This window comes from Streptomyces sp. NPDC001933 (assembly GCF_042890955.1).
Classification (GTDB): Bacteria; Actinomycetota; Actinomycetes; order Streptomycetales; family Streptomycetaceae; genus Streptomyces.
Window position 1 is genome coordinate 301,499 of sequence record NZ_JBIASS010000007.1, and the last position, 16,545, is coordinate 318,043.

Annotated in this window: 16 protein-coding genes; 5 read left to right on the forward strand and 11 right to left on the reverse strand. The window is 70.6% G+C overall.

The window, feature by feature from the left end; translation table 11 throughout:
* Nucleotides 1–1,521: SH3 domain-containing protein (locus tag ACFYY7_RS20060; RefSeq protein WP_388663241.1), on the reverse strand; the 1,521-nt coding region annotated here is incomplete at its 3' end.
* A 196-nt stretch (nt 1,522–1,717) separates the two neighbouring features.
* Between ACFYY7_RS20060 and ACFYY7_RS20065 the strand changes: the two genes are divergently transcribed.
* Nucleotides 1,718–2,893 (forward strand): glycosyltransferase, encoded by a 1,176-nt coding sequence (locus tag ACFYY7_RS20065; protein ID WP_388663085.1) that lies wholly within the window; start codon nt 1,718–1,720, stop codon nt 2,891–2,893.
* 81 nt (nt 2,894–2,974) lie between these two features.
* On the opposite strand, the gene ACFYY7_RS20070 is transcribed toward ACFYY7_RS20065, so the two are convergent.
* Together ACFYY7_RS20070 and ACFYY7_RS20075 are read right to left on the reverse strand one after the other, a co-directional pair.
* Nucleotides 2,975–4,882 (reverse strand): AMP-dependent synthetase/ligase, encoded by a 1,908-nt coding sequence (locus tag ACFYY7_RS20070; RefSeq protein WP_388663086.1) that lies wholly within the window; start codon nt 4,880–4,882, stop codon nt 2,975–2,977.
* 119 nt (nt 4,883–5,001) lie between these two features.
* Nucleotides 5,002–6,270 (reverse strand): acetyl-CoA C-acetyltransferase, encoded by a 1,269-nt coding sequence (locus tag ACFYY7_RS20075; protein WP_388663088.1) that lies wholly within the window; start codon nt 6,268–6,270, stop codon nt 5,002–5,004.
* 71 nt (nt 6,271–6,341) lie between these two features.
* On the opposite strand from ACFYY7_RS20075, the gene ACFYY7_RS20080 reads away from it, so the two are divergent.
* Nucleotides 6,342–7,661 (forward strand): 3-oxoacyl-ACP reductase, encoded by a 1,320-nt coding sequence (locus ACFYY7_RS20080; protein ID WP_388663090.1) that lies wholly within the window; start codon nt 6,342–6,344, stop codon nt 7,659–7,661.
* A gap of 177 nt (nt 7,662–7,838) precedes the next feature.
* Nucleotides 7,839–8,717, forward strand: a complete 879-nt coding sequence (locus ACFYY7_RS20085) for a MaoC family dehydratase (protein WP_388663092.1) — start codon at nt 7,839–7,841, stop codon at nt 8,715–8,717.
* Here ACFYY7_RS20085 and ACFYY7_RS20090 read toward each other — a convergent pair.
* From ACFYY7_RS20090 to ACFYY7_RS20115, 6 genes are all read right to left on the reverse strand, one after another.
* Nucleotides 8,647–9,300: a TetR/AcrR family transcriptional regulator gene (locus tag ACFYY7_RS20090; protein ID WP_388663243.1), complete on the reverse strand. Its 654-nt coding sequence runs from the start codon at nt 9,298–9,300 to the stop codon at nt 8,647–8,649. The genes ACFYY7_RS20085 and ACFYY7_RS20090 overlap by 71 nt on opposite strands.
* A gap of 200 nt (nt 9,301–9,500) precedes the next feature.
* Nucleotides 9,501–10,844, reverse strand: a complete 1,344-nt coding sequence (locus tag ACFYY7_RS20095; RefSeq protein ID WP_388663094.1) for a dicarboxylate/amino acid:cation symporter — start codon at nt 10,842–10,844, stop codon at nt 9,501–9,503.
* A 428-nt stretch (nt 10,845–11,272) separates the two neighbouring features.
* Nucleotides 11,273–11,569 carry a DUF4229 domain-containing protein gene (locus ACFYY7_RS20100; RefSeq protein WP_388663096.1) on the reverse strand — a complete coding sequence of 99 codons (297 nt, stop codon included), beginning with the start codon at nt 11,567–11,569 and terminating at the stop codon, nt 11,273–11,275.
* Nucleotides 11,570–11,679: 110 nt separating this feature from the next.
* Nucleotides 11,680–12,207 carry a GNAT family N-acetyltransferase gene (locus ACFYY7_RS20105; RefSeq protein WP_388663098.1) on the reverse strand — a complete coding sequence of 176 codons (528 nt, stop codon included), beginning with the start codon at nt 12,205–12,207 and terminating at the stop codon, nt 11,680–11,682.
* Nucleotides 12,208–12,319: 112 nt separating this feature from the next.
* The gene (mqnE, locus tag ACFYY7_RS20110; protein ID WP_266733750.1) at nt 12,320–13,483 is read right to left on the reverse strand and encodes an aminofutalosine synthase MqnE; all 1,164 of its coding nucleotides are present in this window, start codon (nt 13,481–13,483) and stop codon (nt 12,320–12,322) included.
* A 109-nt stretch (nt 13,484–13,592) separates the two neighbouring features.
* On the reverse strand, nt 13,593–14,048 hold the full coding sequence (locus ACFYY7_RS20115) for an Lrp/AsnC family transcriptional regulator (RefSeq protein ID WP_266732066.1): 456 nt from the start codon (nt 14,046–14,048) through the stop codon (nt 13,593–13,595).
* 132 nt (nt 14,049–14,180) lie between these two features.
* Here ACFYY7_RS20115 and ACFYY7_RS20120 point away from each other — a divergent pair, with 132 nt between their 5' ends.
* Entirely contained in the window at nt 14,181–14,315 is a 135-nt protein-coding gene (locus tag ACFYY7_RS20120; protein WP_256260259.1) for a hypothetical protein, read from the forward strand.
* Between the two features lie 8 nt (nt 14,316–14,323).
* Here ACFYY7_RS20120 and ACFYY7_RS20125 read toward each other — a convergent pair whose 3' ends face one another.
* Nucleotides 14,324–14,998: a UbiX family flavin prenyltransferase gene (locus ACFYY7_RS20125; protein WP_266732064.1), complete on the reverse strand. Its 675-nt coding sequence runs from the start codon at nt 14,996–14,998 to the stop codon at nt 14,324–14,326.
* 190 nt (nt 14,999–15,188) lie between these two features.
* Here ACFYY7_RS20125 and ACFYY7_RS20130 point away from each other — a divergent pair, with 190 nt between their 5' ends.
* Entirely contained in the window at nt 15,189–15,812 is a 624-nt protein-coding gene (locus ACFYY7_RS20130) for a rhomboid family intramembrane serine protease (RefSeq protein WP_388663100.1), read from the forward strand.
* On the opposite strand, the gene ACFYY7_RS20135 is transcribed toward ACFYY7_RS20130, so the two are convergent.
* Nucleotides 15,797–16,462, reverse strand: coding sequence for a DUF4232 domain-containing protein (locus ACFYY7_RS20135; RefSeq protein WP_388663102.1), 666 nt, complete (start codon nt 16,460–16,462; stop codon nt 15,797–15,799). The two genes, ACFYY7_RS20130 and ACFYY7_RS20135, sit on opposite strands and share 16 nt — an antisense overlap.
* Between the last annotated feature and the right edge of the window lie 83 nt (nt 16,463–16,545).

Genomic DNA, 16,545 nt, shown 5'->3' on the forward strand with positions numbered 1-16,545 from the left:
CGGACCCGTCGCGCCATCAAGGCCGTCGGCACCAGCCGCACCCGTCGCACCGTCGGCACCAGCCGCACCGGTCGGACCCGTCGGACCCGTCGCGCCATCAAGGCCGTCCGCACCATCCGCACCCGTCGCACCGTCGGCACCAGCCGCACCGGTCGGACCCGTCGGACCCGTCGCGCCATCAAGGCCGTCGGCACCAGCCGCACCCGTCGCACCGTCGGCACCAGCCGCACCGGTCGGACCCGTCGGACCCGTCGCGCCGTCAAGGCCGTCCGCACCATCCGCACCCGTCGGACCCTGCAGACCCGTCGCACCCGTCGGACCCGTCGGACCGGTCGCGCCGTCAAGGCCGTCGGCACCATCCGCACCCGTCGGACCCTGCAGACCCGTCGCACCCGTCGGACCCTGCAGGCCCGTCGCACCCGTCGGACCCGTCGGACCGGTCGCGCCATCAAGGCCGTCGGCACCATCCGCACCCGTCGGACCCGTCAGACCGGTCGCACCCGTCGGACCCTGCAGACCCGTCGCACCCGTCGGACCCGTCGGGCCAGTCGCGCCATCAAGGCCGTCGGCACCATCCGCACCCGTCGGACCCTGCAGACCCGTCGCACCCGTCGGACCCGTCGGGCCAGTCGCGCCATCAAGGCCGTCCGCACCATCCGCACCCGTCGGACCCTGCAGACCCGTCGCACCCGTCGGACCCGTCGGGCCAGTCGCGCCATCAAGGCCGTCCGCACCATCCGCACCCGTCGGACCGGTCGCGCCATCAAGGCCGTCCGCACCATCCGCACCCGTCGGACCCTGCAGACCCGTCGCACCCGTCGGACCCGTCAGGCCCTGCAGACCCGTCGCACCCGTCGGACCCGTCAGGCCCTGCAGACCCGTCGCACCCGTCGGCCCCGTCGGACCCTGCAGACCCGTCGCACCCGTCGCACCCGTCGGACCGGTGGGGCCCATCGGACCGGTGTCGCCGGTCCCCGGGAAGTCGTCGCAGAACGGCACGGCGGTCTGTGTCGAGACGTAGCGGGCGCTCATCCAGCCACTGCCGTTGGACAGCAGGTACCACATGGGGTTGCCGTCGACGTTCTGGCCGGACACCTGGCAGGCGATGGACACTTGGCCGCCGGGCGGCACGCTGCCCACGATCTGCGACCGGGTGGTGGGACCGCTGCGGATGTTCTGAGAGGTGTTGGAGGTGACCGTCCCGGACACGCTGGCCAGCACCCGGCTGGCCATCACTCGGTTGGAGACCTGCGTACTCGTGGGGTTCGGCGTCCCGTGAGCGACGCTCACGGGACACAGCGCCAGAGTCATGCCCAGCGACATGGCGCCCAGAGTCGAGCGAGACAGAATGTCCCAACTTCTCGATTTGTACATCTCGGTTCCTAACCGCTTCGACAGGGATTGGAGCCGTGAATGTGACAGCCGCGGCGAGTGATCGGCATATGCGCCACGCGCCGATCTGCCGTTTGAGCGCGAACCGCACCTCTTGCGAGTGAGACCGGCACAGCCATCTGCCCTCATTCTCACTGTAATTGGACCTATTGGTCATTTCGGCGGACCGCCTGTGTGCCTCCGAGCATTCCGCGTCGCGACGCGGTCCCCTGTTTCCTCGGCGCATCGGTGCCGCTCTTCACCGGTGGCCGCACCGGTCGAACGCGCAGGCCGTGTCGATTCACGTGGGGCGTTGTTCCATGAACATCAGGATGGGGAGATCCAAGTGAAGAATCTGATCGACCGCCCGATCGCAAAGCGGCCGGCCGCCCCGCAGGGCAGGCCGTCGATCTGTTTGTGCATGATCGTCAAGGACGAGGCGAAGGTCATCGAGCGATGCCTGAACTCCGTACGTGACCTGGTGGACACCTGGGTCATCTCCGACACCGGTTCCCGTGACGGCACCCAGGAACTGATCCGTGCCGCGCTCAAGGGGATTCCGGGGGAACTCCATGAGGATCCCTGGACCAACTTCGGCCACAACCGCACCCTGAACATCCAGCGCGCACGCGGAAAGGCCGATTATCTCCTCCTCATCGATGCCGATATGGCCGTCCGACGAGAGGGAGCACTGTCCGCACTCTCCGAACTGCGCTCCGATTCCTACATGTTGCGCCATCTGGGCGCCCTCGAATACCGCATCCCCCGGCTGGTCAATGGGAACATCCCATGGCGGTACGAGGGCGCAACCCACGAATACCTGACCACCGACCAGCAGCACACCGTCGCCGATCTCCAGGTTCTCAGCATCGAGCACTTCGCCGACGGCGGATCACGCGGGGACAAGTTCACCCGGGACGCCCGTCTGCTGCGCGAGGACCTCAAGCGCGATCCGGACAATCCCCGCACCGTCTTCTACCTCGCGCAGACCCTCCGCGACATGGGTGAGACCCGGGACTCGATCGCGGCGTACGAACGCCGGGCCGGCATGGGCGGATGGAGCGAGGAGGTGTACTACGCCCTGCTCCAGGTAGGAGTGCTCAAGGCCGAAAGCGGCGACTGGCCCGGCGCCATGGAGGCTCTCACCCATGCGTGGGAGAGCCGGCCGCAGCGGTTGGAGGCCTGCTACGAGCTGGTCTCCCGGCTGCGGAAGAAGGGACGTTTCCAGGCCGCCAACGCATTCGCCGTCGCCGGCCTCAACCGCCCCGCGCCCCAGGACTGGCTGTTCGTGGAACCCTGGGTCTACAGCTGGGGACTGCTCTTCGAGCACTCCATCACCTCCTACTGGACCGGTGACGCGCGCGGGTCGCTGGCTGCCTGCGACCGTCTCCTCGCCCTGCCCGACCTCCCGGACAACTTCCGTCAGCAGACCATCAGCAACCGCAGATTCGCGGCCGATCGTGTCGCCGCAGGAACCGGCCGGTCGGCACACGCCACCTTTGCCCGCACGCGGACCGCATGACGAGCGCGCGGGACAACTGAGGGATCCGGGGGCGGCACCGAGCAGGCCGCCCCCGGATACACCGCGTCGCGGCCCGTGCGCTCACTTCCGGTACAGCGCCTCGATCTCGGCCTCGAAGTCCCGCGCGATGGCGTCCCGCTTCAGTTTCAGCGAGGGCGTCAGATGGCCGCCCTCCTCGGTGAAGTCCACGGGCAGGACGGCGAATTTACGGATCGACTCCGCGCGGGAGACCAGCCGGTTGGCCTCGTCGACGGCGCGTTGCAGCGCCTTGCGCAGCTCCTCGTCGTCGACGAGTTCCCGCATCGGCAGGTGCTGCTTCTTCTTCATCTGCCGCCAGTGGGCGAGCCCGTCCGGCTCCAGGGTGATCAGGGCGGTGATGAAGGAGCGGTTGTCGCCGACCACCATGCACTGGCTGACCAGGGGGTGGGCGCGCAGCCAGTCCTCCAGGGGGGCGGGGGTGACGTTCTTGCCGCCGGAAGTGATGATGATGTCCTTCTTGCGGCCGGTGATCGTGAGGTAGCCGTCCTCGTCGAGCGCGCCCAGGTCCCCGGTGGCGAACCAGCCGCCCTCCTGCACGGGGACCGGCCGGCCCCGTTCGGCGTCCCAGTAGCCCTGGCACACCTGACCGCCGCTGAGCAGCACCTCTCCGTCGTCCGCGATCCGTACGGCGGTGCCGGGCAGCGGCCAGCCGACGGTGCCCAGGCGCGGCTTGAGCGGCGGGGTGACGGTGGCGGCGGCGGTGGTCTCGGTCAGGCCGTAGCCCTCGAAGATCTCGATGCCCGCGCCCGCGTAGAACGCCGCGAGCCGGTGGCCCAGCGGGGAGCCGCCGCAGATCGCGTACCGGACATGGCCGCCGAGCGCGGCCCGGATCCGGCGGTAGACCAGCGGGTCGTACAGGGCGCGGGCGGCCCGCAGTCCCAGCCCGGGGCCGGGGCCTGTGCCGTGTTCGGCGGCCTCGACGGCCTCCCCGTACCGCTGGGCGATCCGGGCGGCGCGGTCGAACGACGAGGCGCGGCCCATCTTCTCGGCGGTGGCCCGGCCGGTGTTGTAGACCTTCTCCAGCACGTACGGGATGGCCAGCAGGAACGACGGCTTGAACCCCGCCAGGTCGGCGAGCAGGTCCTCGGTCCGGATGGACGGGGCATGTCCGAGGCGGACCCGGGCGCGCAGGCAGCCGATCGCGACCATCCGCCCGAAGACATGGGAGAGCGGGAGGAACAGCAGGGTGGAGGCGGGGTCCTTGCTGACCGATTTGAAGACCGGGTGGAGCAGCTCGATCGCGTTGTCGACCTCGGCGAAGAAGTTGCCGTGGCTGAGCACGCAGCCCTTGGGACGGCCGGTGGTGCCGGAGGTGTAAATGAGGGTGGCGGGGGTCTCCGGTTCCAGGGTGGCGCGGCGGGCGGCGACGGCGTCGTCGGGGACGTCCCGGCCGAGGGTCTTCAGCCGGCCGAGCACGCCCGTGTCGAACTGCCACAGGTGGTCCAGATCGCCGAGCTGCTTGCGCTCCTGGCTGATCAGCCGGCCCTGGTCCGCGGTCTCGACGGCGCATGCGACGGCGCCGGAGTCCTGGAGTATCCAGCGGGTCTGGAAGGCGGAGGAGGTCGGGTAGATGGGGACGGTGACGAGCCCGGCGGCCCAGGCCGCGAAGTCGAGCAGGGTCCACTCGTAGGTGGTCCGGGCCATGATCGCGATCCGGTCGCCGGGCCCGAGGCCCTCCGCGATCAGGCCCTTGGCAACGGCGAGGACCTCTTCGGCGAAGGCCGCCGCCGTCACGTCCCGCCAGCCGCCGTCCGGCTGCTTGCGGCTGAGCACGGTGTCGGCGGGTGCCTCGCGGGCGTTGTCGAACGGGATCTCGGCGAGCGAGCCGCGGCGGACGGGCGGCGCGGCCGGCGGTACGGAGACCTGCCGCACCGAGCCGTCCACGGCCCTGACCTTGGTCGGCTCGACGAGGGTGGGGACGGCGACGGGGGCGGTGGGTGACGTGGACACGTGCGGCTCCTCAACGTGGGGTCGGGTGATCCCGCCGGGTCCGTCCGGCGGCCGGTTCGTCCGAGGCGCCCGAGGCGTCGGGAGCATCGCGGATGCCTCGGACGCCTCGGGGCGGGGGGTCAGGGGCGTTCGAGGATGGCCGTGACGCCCTGGCCGCCCGCCGCGCAGATCGAGATCAGGCCCCGGGACGGTCCGTCGCGCTCCGCCAGGAGCTTGGCGAGGGTGGCGACGATCCGGGCGCCGGTCGCGGCGAACGGGTGGCCGGTGGCGAGCGACGATCCCGCGACGTTGAGCCGGTCCCGGTCGACGGGGGCCAGTCCCTGCTTCTCCCAGGCCGCGAGGGTGGCCAGCACCTGGGAGGCGAACGCCTCGTGGATCTCGAACAGGTCGAAGTCCTCGATGGTGAGCCCGGCGCGCTCCAGCAGGCGCGGTACGGCGTACGCGGGCGCCATCAGAAGCCCGTCGTCGCCGTTCACGTAGTCGACGGCGGCTGTCTCGTACAGGGAGAGATAGGCGAGCGGCTCCAGGTCGTGCGCGCGGGCCCACTCCTCGCTCGCCAGCAGTACGGTCGCGGCGCCGTCGGTGAGCGGGGTGGAGTTGCCCGCGGTCATCGTCGCGTCGGGGTGGTCGGTGCCGAACACCGGCTTCAGCGTGGCGAGTTTCCCGGCCGTGGAGCCGGGGCGCAGGTTCTGGTCACGGGCCAGGCCCTGGAACGGGACGACGAGGTCGTCCAGGAAGCCGCGCTCGTACGCCGCCGCGAGCCGCTGGTGGCTGGTGGCCGCGAGAAGGTCCTGGTCCTCGCGGCTGATGCCCCACCGGCGGGCGGTGACCGCCGCGTGCTCGCCCATCGAGAGGCCGGTGCGGGGTTCCGCGTTGCGCGGGATGTCCGGGACGAGGTGGCGGGGACGTACGCCTGCGAGCGCCTTGATCCTGCCGCCCGCCGTCTTCGCCCGCCGGGCGGCGAGGAGCAGCCTGCGCAGCTCGTCGTTGACGCCGAGGGGTGCGTCGCTCGTGGTGTCGGTGCCGCCCGCGATCGCCGAGTCGACCGCCCCGAGCATGATCTTGTTCGCGGCGGCGACGACCGCCTGGAGGCCGGTGCCGCACGCCTGCTGGATGTCGTACGCGGGGGTGCGCGGGTCGAGTGCCGAGCCGAGCACGGTCTCCCGGGCCAGGTTGAAGTCGCGGCTGTGCTTGAGCACGGCGCCCGCGACGAACTCGCCGACCCGCTCCCCCTGAAGCCCGAACCGCTCGACCAGACCGCCCAGCGCAGCCGTGAGCAGCTGCTGGTTGGAGGAGTGCGCGTACGGGCCGTCGGAGCGCGCGAACGGAACGCGGCTGCCTCCGATGACCGCGACCCTGCGGGGCTGCGGGAGTTCGAGGGGGATCATCTCGACCAGCTCCTGACTCTTGAGTAACCTTACTCTGTAGTAAATCTACGACCGAGCAGGGAGTCTGGACAATGGCCGACCGCTATCTGCACTTCACCGGCACAGCACCCGGCCGTTTCCTGACCCGGAGGCTCGGGCTCCCGCAGCCCGCCCCGCTGCGCCGCTGGTCGCCCGGGACCCCGACGCTGGACGGCCCGCTGCTGCACCTCACCGCCGGGGACTCCGCGTCCACCGAGGAGCTCGGCGCGCTCCTCGCGGCCACCGGCCTCGAAGTCACCGGGAGCGCCGAACGCCCCGCCGGGATCGTGCTGGACGCGACGGCCGTCGACACCCCCGGCGAACTGGCCGGTGTCCACGCGGCGCTGCACCCGGTGATCCGCTCCCTCGCCCCGGGCGGGCGCGTCGTGGTGCTGGGGGTACGGCCGTCGGCCGACGACCACCACCAGGCCGCCGCCCAGCAGGCGCTGGAAGGGTTCGTACGCTCGCTGGGCAAGGAGATCGGCAGGGGCGCCACCGTACAGCTGCTCCGTATCGCGCCGGAAGCCGTCGGCGCGGCCGAATCCACCCTGCGTTTCCTGCTCTCGCCCCGCTCCGCGTACGTCAGCGGCCAGGTGATCGAGCTGACCTCGGCCGCCCCCGGCCCCGTCGCCGACTGGGCGGCCCCGCTCGCCGGGCGCACCGCGCTGGTCACCGGCGCGGCGCGCGGCATCGGCGCCTCGGTCGCCTCGGTGCTGGCCCGGGACGGCGCCCGGGTCGTCTGCCTGGACATCCCGCAGGTGCGCGAGGAGCTGGCCCGTACCGCCGAGGAGCTCGGCGCCACCGCGCTGCCACTGGACATCACCGCCGACGACGCCGCGGAACGGATCGCCGCCGCGGCCCCCGACGGCCTGGACGTCCTCGTCCACAACGCGGGCATCACCCGCGACCGCCGCCTCGCCAACATGCCGGCCGAACGCTGGGCCTCGGTCGTCGACGTGAACCTGGACAGCGTGCTGCGCACCACCGACGCCCTGCTGAAGGCGGGCACCCTCAACCGCGGCGGCCGGATCGTCGCCACCGCGTCCATCGCCGGCATCGCGGGCAACAACGGCCAGACGAACTACGCGGCGAGCAAGGCGGGCATCATCGGGCTGGTCCGCTCACTGGCCCCGCGCGCCGCCGCCGACCACGACGTCACGGTCAACGCGGTGGCCCCCGGCTTCATCGAGACGAAGATGACCGCGGCCGTCCCCCTCTTCATCCGCGAGGCGGGACGCCGGATGAACTCCCTCGCGCAGGGCGGCCTCCCGGTCGATGTCGCCGAGACCACCGCCTGGTTCGCCCAGCCCGCCTCGACCGCCGTCAACGGCCAGGTCGTACGGGTCTGCGGCCAGAGCCTGCTGGGGGCGTGACACCCATGCCGAATCCGAACGTGTCACTTGTACGGGCAACTGTCACGTCCGCGCTCAAGAGGGACGGCGACCCCGGCGGGTATGTGACCCCATGCCGGATCCGAACGTGTCACTTGCCCGGGCAAGTGTCACGTTCCCGTTCAAGAGGGCCTGTCGCCCCGGCAGGGATGTGAACCCATGCCGAATCCGAACGTGTCACTTGTACGGGCAGCTGTCACGTCCCCGTTCAAGAGGGCCGGCCGCCCGGGGGCCACCCTGCCCGCCGACCGGGCCGTGCTCCCGGCCGCACCGATCGCCACCGCCCCGCTCGCCTCGTACCGCCGGATCTGCGGCTTCACCGAGCCGGACACCCTGCCGCTCACCTACCCGCACGTGCTGGGCTTCCCGCTCGCCATGCGGCTGATGACCGCCCGGAGGTTCCCGCTGCCGGTCGTCGGTCTCGTCCACACCTGGATCGAGATCACCCGGCACCGCCCCCTGCGCCCCACCGACCTGATCGACCTCACGGTGTACGCAGAGAAGTTGACGCCGCACCGCCGTGGCACCGAGGTCACGATGGTCACCGAGGCGCGGCTGGCGGGCGAGCTGGTCTGGGAGTCCCGCAGCGGTTACCTCTCCCGGCACGCGACGCGCGCGACCGCCACCACGGGGGCCCCTGCCCCGCCCTCTGCCCCGAGCCCGGTCGCCGAGCTGCCCGCCGTCGCCGAGTGGCGGCTCCCCGGCGATCTGGGCCGGCGATACGGCGCCGCGTCGGGCGACCGGAACCCCATCCACCTGTATCCGCTCACCGCCCGGCTCTTCGGCTTCCCCCGGGCCATCGCCCACGGCATGTGGACCGTCGCCCGCTGCCTGGCCGAGGCGCCGCGACCCGATGACGTCCAGGGCGTACGGGCCGACTTCAGGGCCCCCGTCCTGCTGCCCGCCACCGTCACCTACGCGGCGGACGCCACCGGCTTCCAGCTGCGCGGCACCGGCCGCGTCCACCTCACCGGCCGGATCCTCGGCGGGGACGGTCCGCGGCCTGGCCCGGCGGCTGCCAGGGACGGCCGTTCATAAGGTTCTCCAGCCCCGCCCAGGAGAAGTTCATCAGGGTGGCCGCGGCCTCCTTCGCCGAGACGCCCGGGGTCTCGTTCGCCCACCCGGCGAGCGACTCCGCGGCCCCCACGAGCGCCTGCGCGAGCCCCGACACATCGCGGTCGGGCAGCGCCGGGTCGTGGTGCGCCTCGCACGCCGCGGCCCCGATCAGCTCCGTCACGAAAGCAACGAGCTCGTCCCGCATCGCCGTCACCTCGTTGGCGAACGGCTCCCCGTGCGTACGCGCCTGACGGTGCAGCACCGCCCAGCCGTCCGGGTGCTCCGCCGTGTGCGTGAAGAACGCCCGCAGCCCGGACCACAGCTGCCGATCGGCCGGCAGCCCCGGCTCCGCCCCCGCCCGCACCGCTCCGACCAGGGCTTTCGCCTCGCGTCTGATGCAGGCGGTGAAGAGCTCTTCCTTGGAGTTGAGATACAGATAGACGAGCGGCTTGGACACCCCCACCAGCTCGGCGATCTCGTCCATCGAGGCGGCCCGGTAGCCACGCTGCCCGAAGGTCTGCACGGCGGCGTCCATCATCTGCTGCTCACGCACGGCCCGCGGCATCCGTTTGCTCTTCACAGCACCCACGTCGACTTCCTCCCACCCCCGTGTGCCACTCCCCGGTAAGGGTACGGCGCGGGCCCCTGCCCCGTCGTACGCGGCGGAGCCCGCGGGGCCGCACGCGGCCGGTACGGCACAGGAGCGCCCCCGGTCCTGCCGCGAGGCGGACCGGGGGCGCTCCTGCGTGCCGTGCGTGCGCGTGGTTACGCGGCGACCGCCACCTTCTGCGGGTCGCTCTCGCGCACCTCGTCGTCGACCGGGGAGGACGTGGCCGAGTTGTACGCGTCGTGGTCGAGGATCTTCTCGCGGGCCGAGACGATCACCGGGACCAGCGCCTGGCCCGCCACGTTGGTGGCCGTGCGCATCATGTCCAGGATCGGGTCGATGGCCATGAGCAGACCGACACCCTCCAGCGGGAGGCCCAGGGTCGACAGCGTCAGGGTCAGCATGACCGTCGCACCGGTGAGACCGGCGGTGGCCGCCGAACCGATCACCGAGACGAACGCGATCAGGATGTAGTCACCGACACCCAGCTGGACGTCGAAGATCTGCGCGATGAAGATCGCCGCCAGCGCCGGGTAGATCGCGGCGCAGCCGTCCATCTTGGTGGTGGCGCCGAACGGGACGGAGAAGGAGGCGTACTCCTTCGGGACGCCGAGGCGCTCGGTGACCTTCTGGGTGACCGGCATGGTGCCGACCGAGGAGCGGGAGACGAAGGCCAGCTGGATGGCCGGCCAGGCGCCCTTGAAGAACTGCACCGGGCTGAGCTTGGCGACCGTGGCGAGCAGCAGCGGGTACACGCCGAACATCACCAGGGCGCAGCCGATGTAGACGTCGGCGGTGAACGTGGCGTACTTGCCGATCAGGTCCCAGCCGTAGTCGGCGATCGCGTAGCCGATGAGGCCGACGGTGCCGATGGGGGCGAGGCGGATGACCCACCACAGGGCCTTCTGGAGGAGCTCCAGGACGGACTCGCTGAGGGTGAGGATCGGCTGGGCCTTCTCGCCGAGCTGGAGCGCGGCGATACCGGCGACGGCGGCCATGAAGACGATCTGGAGTACGTTCAGCTCGGTGAACGGGGTGATCACGTTGTCCGGGATGATGCCGGTGAGGAAGTCGAGCCAGGAGCCCGCGTGCTCCGGCAGCTTGCCGTCCTTCGGCGTGAGGCCCGTTCCGGAGCCCGGGTTGGTGATCAGGCCGATCGCGAGGCCGATGGCGACCGCGATCAGCGAGGTGATCATGAACCAGAGCAGGGTGCGGGTGGCCAGCCGGGCGGCGTTGTTGACCTTGCGCAGGTTGGTGATCGACACCAGGATCGCGAAGAAGACGAGGGGCGCGACGGCCAGCTTCAGCAGCTGGACGAAGATGTGGCCGACCTTGTCGAGCGTGGTGTAGAGCCAGCCGATGTCGTACGTACGCGTGATCCAGCCGAGTACGACACCGAGGACGAGACCGGCGACTATCTGGGCCCAGAACGGGACCTTGGGTATGCGGAAACCGGAGCCGGACTGACTGCCGGCGGCGGTGGACGCGGGGTTCGCGGACACGGACACACTCCAGATGTGACGCATCGGGGCACACGGGGACGACCGTGCGGGGGGACGGGGGTGCGGCGCCCGCGTCAGGGGCGGCGCCGCTGCATGGTGCCGGTTCAGACGTTGCGGCAACAGACCGCGGACATACAGCGGCAGAGATCGACATGCAGGCGCTCCACGAGCGGGACGCTCGCGGCGAATCGATGGCGCACTGCTGTCTTCATGGCGAACACGTTAACACTTGAACTTTGAGAAGCTCAAAGCTCTTCTTTGACCCCGACGATCCCGCACCGGTGCCGTCACCGCACCCCGAACCCCTGCGGGAACGACAAAACCCCAGTACAGGAGCGGATGCTCCGGCGCTGGGGTTTCGAACGGAAACCATGCGAATGTGAGGAAGGTTACGCAGCCCCTGCGGAACCTTCGCGTCGCCGCGGCCGTCAGGGGGTGACGTGGTCCTCGCGGGTGCGGTTCGCCTCGAGGCGCTCCTTGGCGCGGTCGACCTTGGACACGATCTGCTCGGACATCTCGTCGCGCTGCTTGCGCAGCAGTACGTAGCTGAGCGGCGCGGACAGGACCAGGGCGAGCAGGATCACCCAGACGAAATTCGAACCGTTCGTCCCGGAGGGCAGCAGGCCGAAGTGGACGGCCACGGCGGCGACGGCGAAGCAGCCGACGAAGATGCTGAGGCGCATCGCGGTGTACCGAATGGTCGCGCTCGGCTTGGCAGCGGACACAGTTGGCCCCTCTCTCGACGTGTGACGGTCCTTCGATCCTGCCCGACCAGTGAAGCATGCCCCGGAATCGATCAGTTCGCAGGGCTCCGCCAAAGGGTGCGGGGTGCGCTTCAGAGGCCGAGCGGCAGCAGCATGACGATGTCGTCGCGGTCGTCCCCGTCGGCCACCCGGATCGCGTCCGGCACCCGCCCGACCTCCTTGTACCCGCACGAGGCGTAGAACCGGTCGACGCCGGTGCCGCCGCGGCAGGTGAGCCGGACGGCCTCGATCCCGTCGATCCCGCGGGCCGCCCGCGCGGCCGCGTCCATCAGGTCGCGCCCGTAGCCCCTGCCCTGGTGGCGCGGGTGGACCATCACCGTGTAGAGCCAGAGCCAGTGGGTCATCAGCCGGTGGGTGTTGAGGGCGAGGAAGGCCGTGGCGGCGACGGCGCCGTCCTCGTCGCGGCCGATCAGCAGGCGGGTGCGCCCCTCGGCCATGGCGGCCAGATGCTTGGCCAGCTCGGGCCGGATGTCGTCGTCCGTGACGGGCGGCACGAAGCCGACCGCGCCGCCCGCATTGGAGACATCGGTCCACAGCCCGGCGATCCCGTCCCGCAGCGTGCCGTCGATCTCGGGATCCAGCTCAAATGTAAGCGCCATAGGCGCAGATTAGCCATTACCGATCCACCGCCTCAAACCCTGTCCAGCACGCGAGAAAGCCCCGGCCGGCGGCCGGGGCTCCCGTACTTCTGGACTGCTGGGGACCGGTGGGTCAGACGCGCATCGGCTGCGGCGACTCACGCCGTCCGGCGTCCGGGCCCGGGTACTCGCGGATGATCTCGTACCGGGTGTTGCGCTCGACGGGACGGAAGCCCGCGTCACGGATCAGGTCCAGCAGGTCCTCGCGGCCGAGCTTGTTCGGCGTGCCGTAGTTGTCCGCGTCGTGCGTGATCTTGTACTCGACGACCGAGCCGTCCATGTCGTCCGCGCCGTGCTGGAGCGCGAGCTGGGCGGTCTGCACACCGTGCATCACCCAGAAGACCTTGACGTGCGGGACGTTGTCGAAGAGCAGCCGCGAGACCGCGAAGGTCTTCAGCGCCTCGGCGCCGGTCGCCATCGTCGTGCGCGCCTGGAGCTTGTTGCGGACCTTGCCGTCCTTCATGTCCACGAAGTCGTGCTGGTAGCGCAGCGGGATGAAGACCTGGAAGCCGTTGGTCTCGTCCTGGAGCTCACGCAGCCGCAGCACGTGGTCGACGCGGTGCCGGGGCTCCTCGATGTGCCCGTACAGCATGGTCGCCGGGGTCTTGAGCCCCTTCTCGTGCGCCAGGCGGTGGATCCGCGACCAGTCCTCCCAGTGGGTGGCGTGGTCCACGATGTGCTGGCGGACCTCCCAGTCGAAGATCTCCGCGCCGCCGCCGGTCAGCGACTCCAGACCGGCCTCGATCAGCTCGTCCAGGATCTCGGAGGCGGAGAGCCCGGAGATGGTCTCGAAGTGGTGGATCTCGGTGGCGGTGAACGCCTTGAGGGAGACCTGCGGAAGGGCTTCCTTCAGGGCGGAGAGCGAGCGCGGGTAGTAGCGCCACGGCAGGGTGGGGTGCAGGCCGTTGACGATGTGCAGCTCGGTGAGGTTCTCGCCCTCCATCGCCTTCGCGAGGCGGACGGCCTCCTCGATGCGCATCGTGTACGCGTCCTTCTCGCCCGGCTTGCGCTGGAACGAGCAGTAGGCGCACGACGCGGTGCACACATTGGTCATGTTGAGGTGGCGGTTGACGTTGAAGTGGACGACGTCGCCGTTCTTACGCGTCCGCACCTCGTGCGCCAGGCCGCCGAGCCAGGCCAGGTCGTCCGACTCGTAGAGGGCGATGCCGTCCTCACGGGTCAGCCGCTCTCCTGCGCGGACCTTCTCCTCCAGCTCGCGCTTGAGCCCGACGTCCATGCGGCTGCCTCCCAGTCGTCTACGTGCTGTGCGTAGTGCCGTGCGTTTCCCGGTGACCGTTGATACCGGGCGTAACCCCCGGTCTCCCGGGGGCTCCACCACGTTACGCCTACGACTCCTCGGGAAGTTCCCCGACCCGGTTCTCCCACTTGGTGGAGAGCACGATCGTGGTCCGGGTGCGCGAGACGCCCCGCGTACCGCTGAGCCGGCGGATGGTCTTCTCCAGCCCGTCCACGTCACCGACGCGCACCTTGAGCATGTACGAGTCGTCGCCCGCGATGAACCAGGCGTCCTCGATCTCCGCGAGGTCCTTCAGCCGGCGCGCCACGTCCTCGTGATCGGCCGCGTCGGAGAGCGAGATGCCGATCAGGGCCGTGACCCCGAGACCCAGGGACGCGGCGTCGACGGTGGCGCGGTAACCGGTGATGACACCGGCGCTTTCCAGCCGGTTGATGCGGTCGGTGACGCTGGGCCCGGAGAGCCCGACGAGCCGCCCCAGCTCGGCGTACGAGGCCCTGCCGTTCTCCCTGAGGGCCTGGATGAGCTGCCTGTCCACCGCGTCCATATGACTGAAACCTTCCATTGTTCAGCAGTATCGCGAGTCTATGTGTAGAATCTAAGGCATGCGGGCTTCATCGCCTGCAAATCTTTCCGAACATCCAAAAAATGCTTTCGAATCTTCAGGAGTGAGAACACCGTGTACACGATCGAGATGGCCTACGCCCGAATGCGCGAGCTGCAGGACCTGGCCAACCGCTCGCGTGCCCACCAGCCCGCCGCCGCGCACCGGGTCGACCGGACCCGTAAGCCGCGCGCCATGAAGAAGCGCTGACCACAGCCTCAGCCACGGGAGTCACGGGAGCCGCCACCGAGCTCTCCCTCCCACCGGCGGTACAGGTCGTGCGGCACCCCCGCCGCGTCCAGTACCCGCCCGGCGACGAAGTCCACCAGATCCTGGATGTGCGTCGCCCCCGCGTAGAACGCCGGAGAGGCGGGCAGCACCACGGCGCCCGCCTCGTCCAGGCTCACCAGATGTTTCAGCGTCTGCCCGTTCAGCGGAGTCTCCCGCACCGCGACGACCAGCTTCCGCCGCTCCTTGAGCGTCACGCTCGCGGCCCGCTGGAGCAGATCCTTCGAGAGCCCGAGCGCCACTCCGGCCACACAGGCCGTCGAGGCCGGGACGATCAGCATCCCCTTCGCCGGGTACGAACCCGAGGACGGTCCCGCCGCGAGATCACCGGCCGCCCAGTGCCGTACGTTCTCGACGTCCACGTCGAAGGTGTGCGGCTTCCCGTCCGCCCCGCGCGCCAGCCAGCTGCGCAGATCCTCCTGCCAGTGCCCGTCGCGGAACGCGATCCCGGTCTCGTCCAGCAGGGTCAGCCGGGAGGCCCGGCTCACCACCAGATCGACGCTCTCCCCGGCGGCCAGCAGACCGCGCAGCACGGCGGCGGCGAATGGGGTGCCCGAAGCGCCTGAAACCCCGACAATCCAAGGCTGCCGCTGGTGCTGACTCACTGAAGTACCGGAATCCACACACCCGAGCCTATCCGGCGGTGCGAAACCGGAACCGAGTAAGGTGCCCCGGTCGTTCCAGGGGCGGGAACAGGGACTGCCGGGGACTGGACTGCCGGGGGCTGCCGGGGACTTCGAGGACGGCAGGGGCGGCAGGGGACAGCAGCGGACTACAGGGGGCACGATGGCCGCGATGCCGGATCGATCCGCACCGGCGTGGAGTGCGGGCGGCCGCGCCAGGGCCGCGGCCAAGGTGATGCTGGGCTGGGTGGCCCTCCTCTGGCTGCTCGAAATCGTCGACGCCGCCACCGGCCATTCGCTGGACGCCTTCGGGATCGAGCCCCGCCGGGCCGCCGAGCTGGTGGACGTCGTGCCCGCGTCCTTCATCCACTTCGGCTTCGGCCATGTCGCCTCCAACAGCGTGCCGCTGCTGGTCTTCGGCTTCCTCGCCGCGCTCGGCGGCCTCCGCAGGTTCGCCGCCGTGGCCGCGGTGATCATCGTGGTCGACGGGCTCGGCGTCTGGCTGGTCTCACCGGCCGGATCCAACACGGCGGGGGCGTCCGGACTGGTCTTCGGCCTCTTCGGCTATCTGCTGGTCCGGGGCTTCGTCGACCGCAGAGCGCTCGACATCGGCGCCGGCCTGGCGATCGGCGCCGTATGGGGCTCGTCGATCCTGGTGGGGATCTCCCCCGCCAACACCTCGGTCAGCTGGCAGGGCCACCTCTTCGGACTGGCGGCGGGCGTGGCGGCGGCGTTCGTCTTCCGCCGCCCCGCGCGCGGCCGGATCCCCTTGCGTCCGGCTCAGCCCTCGCCCTGACCGGCGCTCCCCATCGGGCCGACCTTCACCTGGGAGCCGGAGCCGTCCGTGACGGGCAGCGTGGCGGCGCCCGGCCAGTCGAGGGTGACCGACTTCGTCTCGTCCGGCGGGGTCACCACCAGCCCCGTGATGCGGACGCCGGAGCCGCCCGACTCGTTGACCGGGTAGGTGATGCCGAAGTACACCGACTTCCCGTCCTTGAGGGTCATCGGGGTGGCCTTCTCACCGGTGCGCTCCGCGGACAGCGATCCCGCGCTGGTCTTCAGGTCGACGCCCGCGTACCCGGAGAGCACGCAGTCCCGGCCGCCGCCGTTCTTCAGCTGCACCGCGACGGTCCCGTCGGTGTCGCCGCCGATGGTGCTGTCCGACGCCGTGATCTCCAGCTCGTCGGTGCGGCACTTGCCGACCTTGCCGTTCACGTTGGAGCCGGTCCCGGCGGCCGTGCCCTGCCCGCCGGAGTCCTTCCCGGCGGAGTCCTTCGCGCCGCCCTGCTCCGAACCGCCCGAGCCCGAACCGCCGCTCGTGGAGGACGCCCCGGCCGCGGACGACGGGGCGCTCTGCCCCATGTCGTCCTCGCCGTTCTGGCAGGCCGTGAGCGAGAGGCCTGCGGCAATGGCCAGGGCTGCGAAGGTGAGCTTGCGTACGCGCATCATTTCGTCCTCAGGTTCGGTGGTTCGGTGGGAGGTGCCGGTTGCCCGGTACGAGTCCGTACGAGCGAGCGTTCCTGATCACC

Bases quoted from the DNA above. Each gene is read 5' to 3' on its own strand.
- ACFYY7_RS20075 (WP_388663088.1), bottom strand. From the start codon at position 6,270: ATGATCCCCCTCGAACTCCCGCAGCCCCGCAGGGTCGCGGTCATCGGA.
- ACFYY7_RS20080 (WP_388663090.1), top strand. From the start codon at position 6,342: ATGGCCGACCGCTATCTGCACTTCACCGGCACAGCACCCGGCCGTTTC.
- ACFYY7_RS20105 (WP_388663098.1), bottom strand. From the start codon at position 12,207: ATGGCGCTTACATTTGAGCTGGATCCCGAGATCGACGGCACGCTGCGG.
- ACFYY7_RS20085 (WP_388663092.1), top strand. From the start codon at position 7,839: ATGCCGAATCCGAACGTGTCACTTGTACGGGCAGCTGTCACGTCCCCG.
- mqnE (WP_266733750.1), bottom strand. From the start codon at position 13,483: ATGGACGTCGGGCTCAAGCGCGAGCTGGAGGAGAAGGTCCGCGCAGGA.
- ACFYY7_RS20115 (WP_266732066.1), bottom strand. From the start codon at position 14,048: ATGGACGCGGTGGACAGGCAGCTCATCCAGGCCCTCAGGGAGAACGGC.
- ACFYY7_RS20130 (WP_388663100.1), top strand. From the start codon at position 15,189: ATGCCGGATCGATCCGCACCGGCGTGGAGTGCGGGCGGCCGCGCCAGG.
- ACFYY7_RS20090 (WP_388663243.1), bottom strand. From the start codon at position 9,300: ATGCCGCGGGCCGTGCGTGAGCAGCAGATGATGGACGCCGCCGTGCAG.
- ACFYY7_RS20135 (WP_388663102.1), bottom strand. From the start codon at position 16,462: ATGCGCGTACGCAAGCTCACCTTCGCAGCCCTGGCCATTGCCGCAGGC.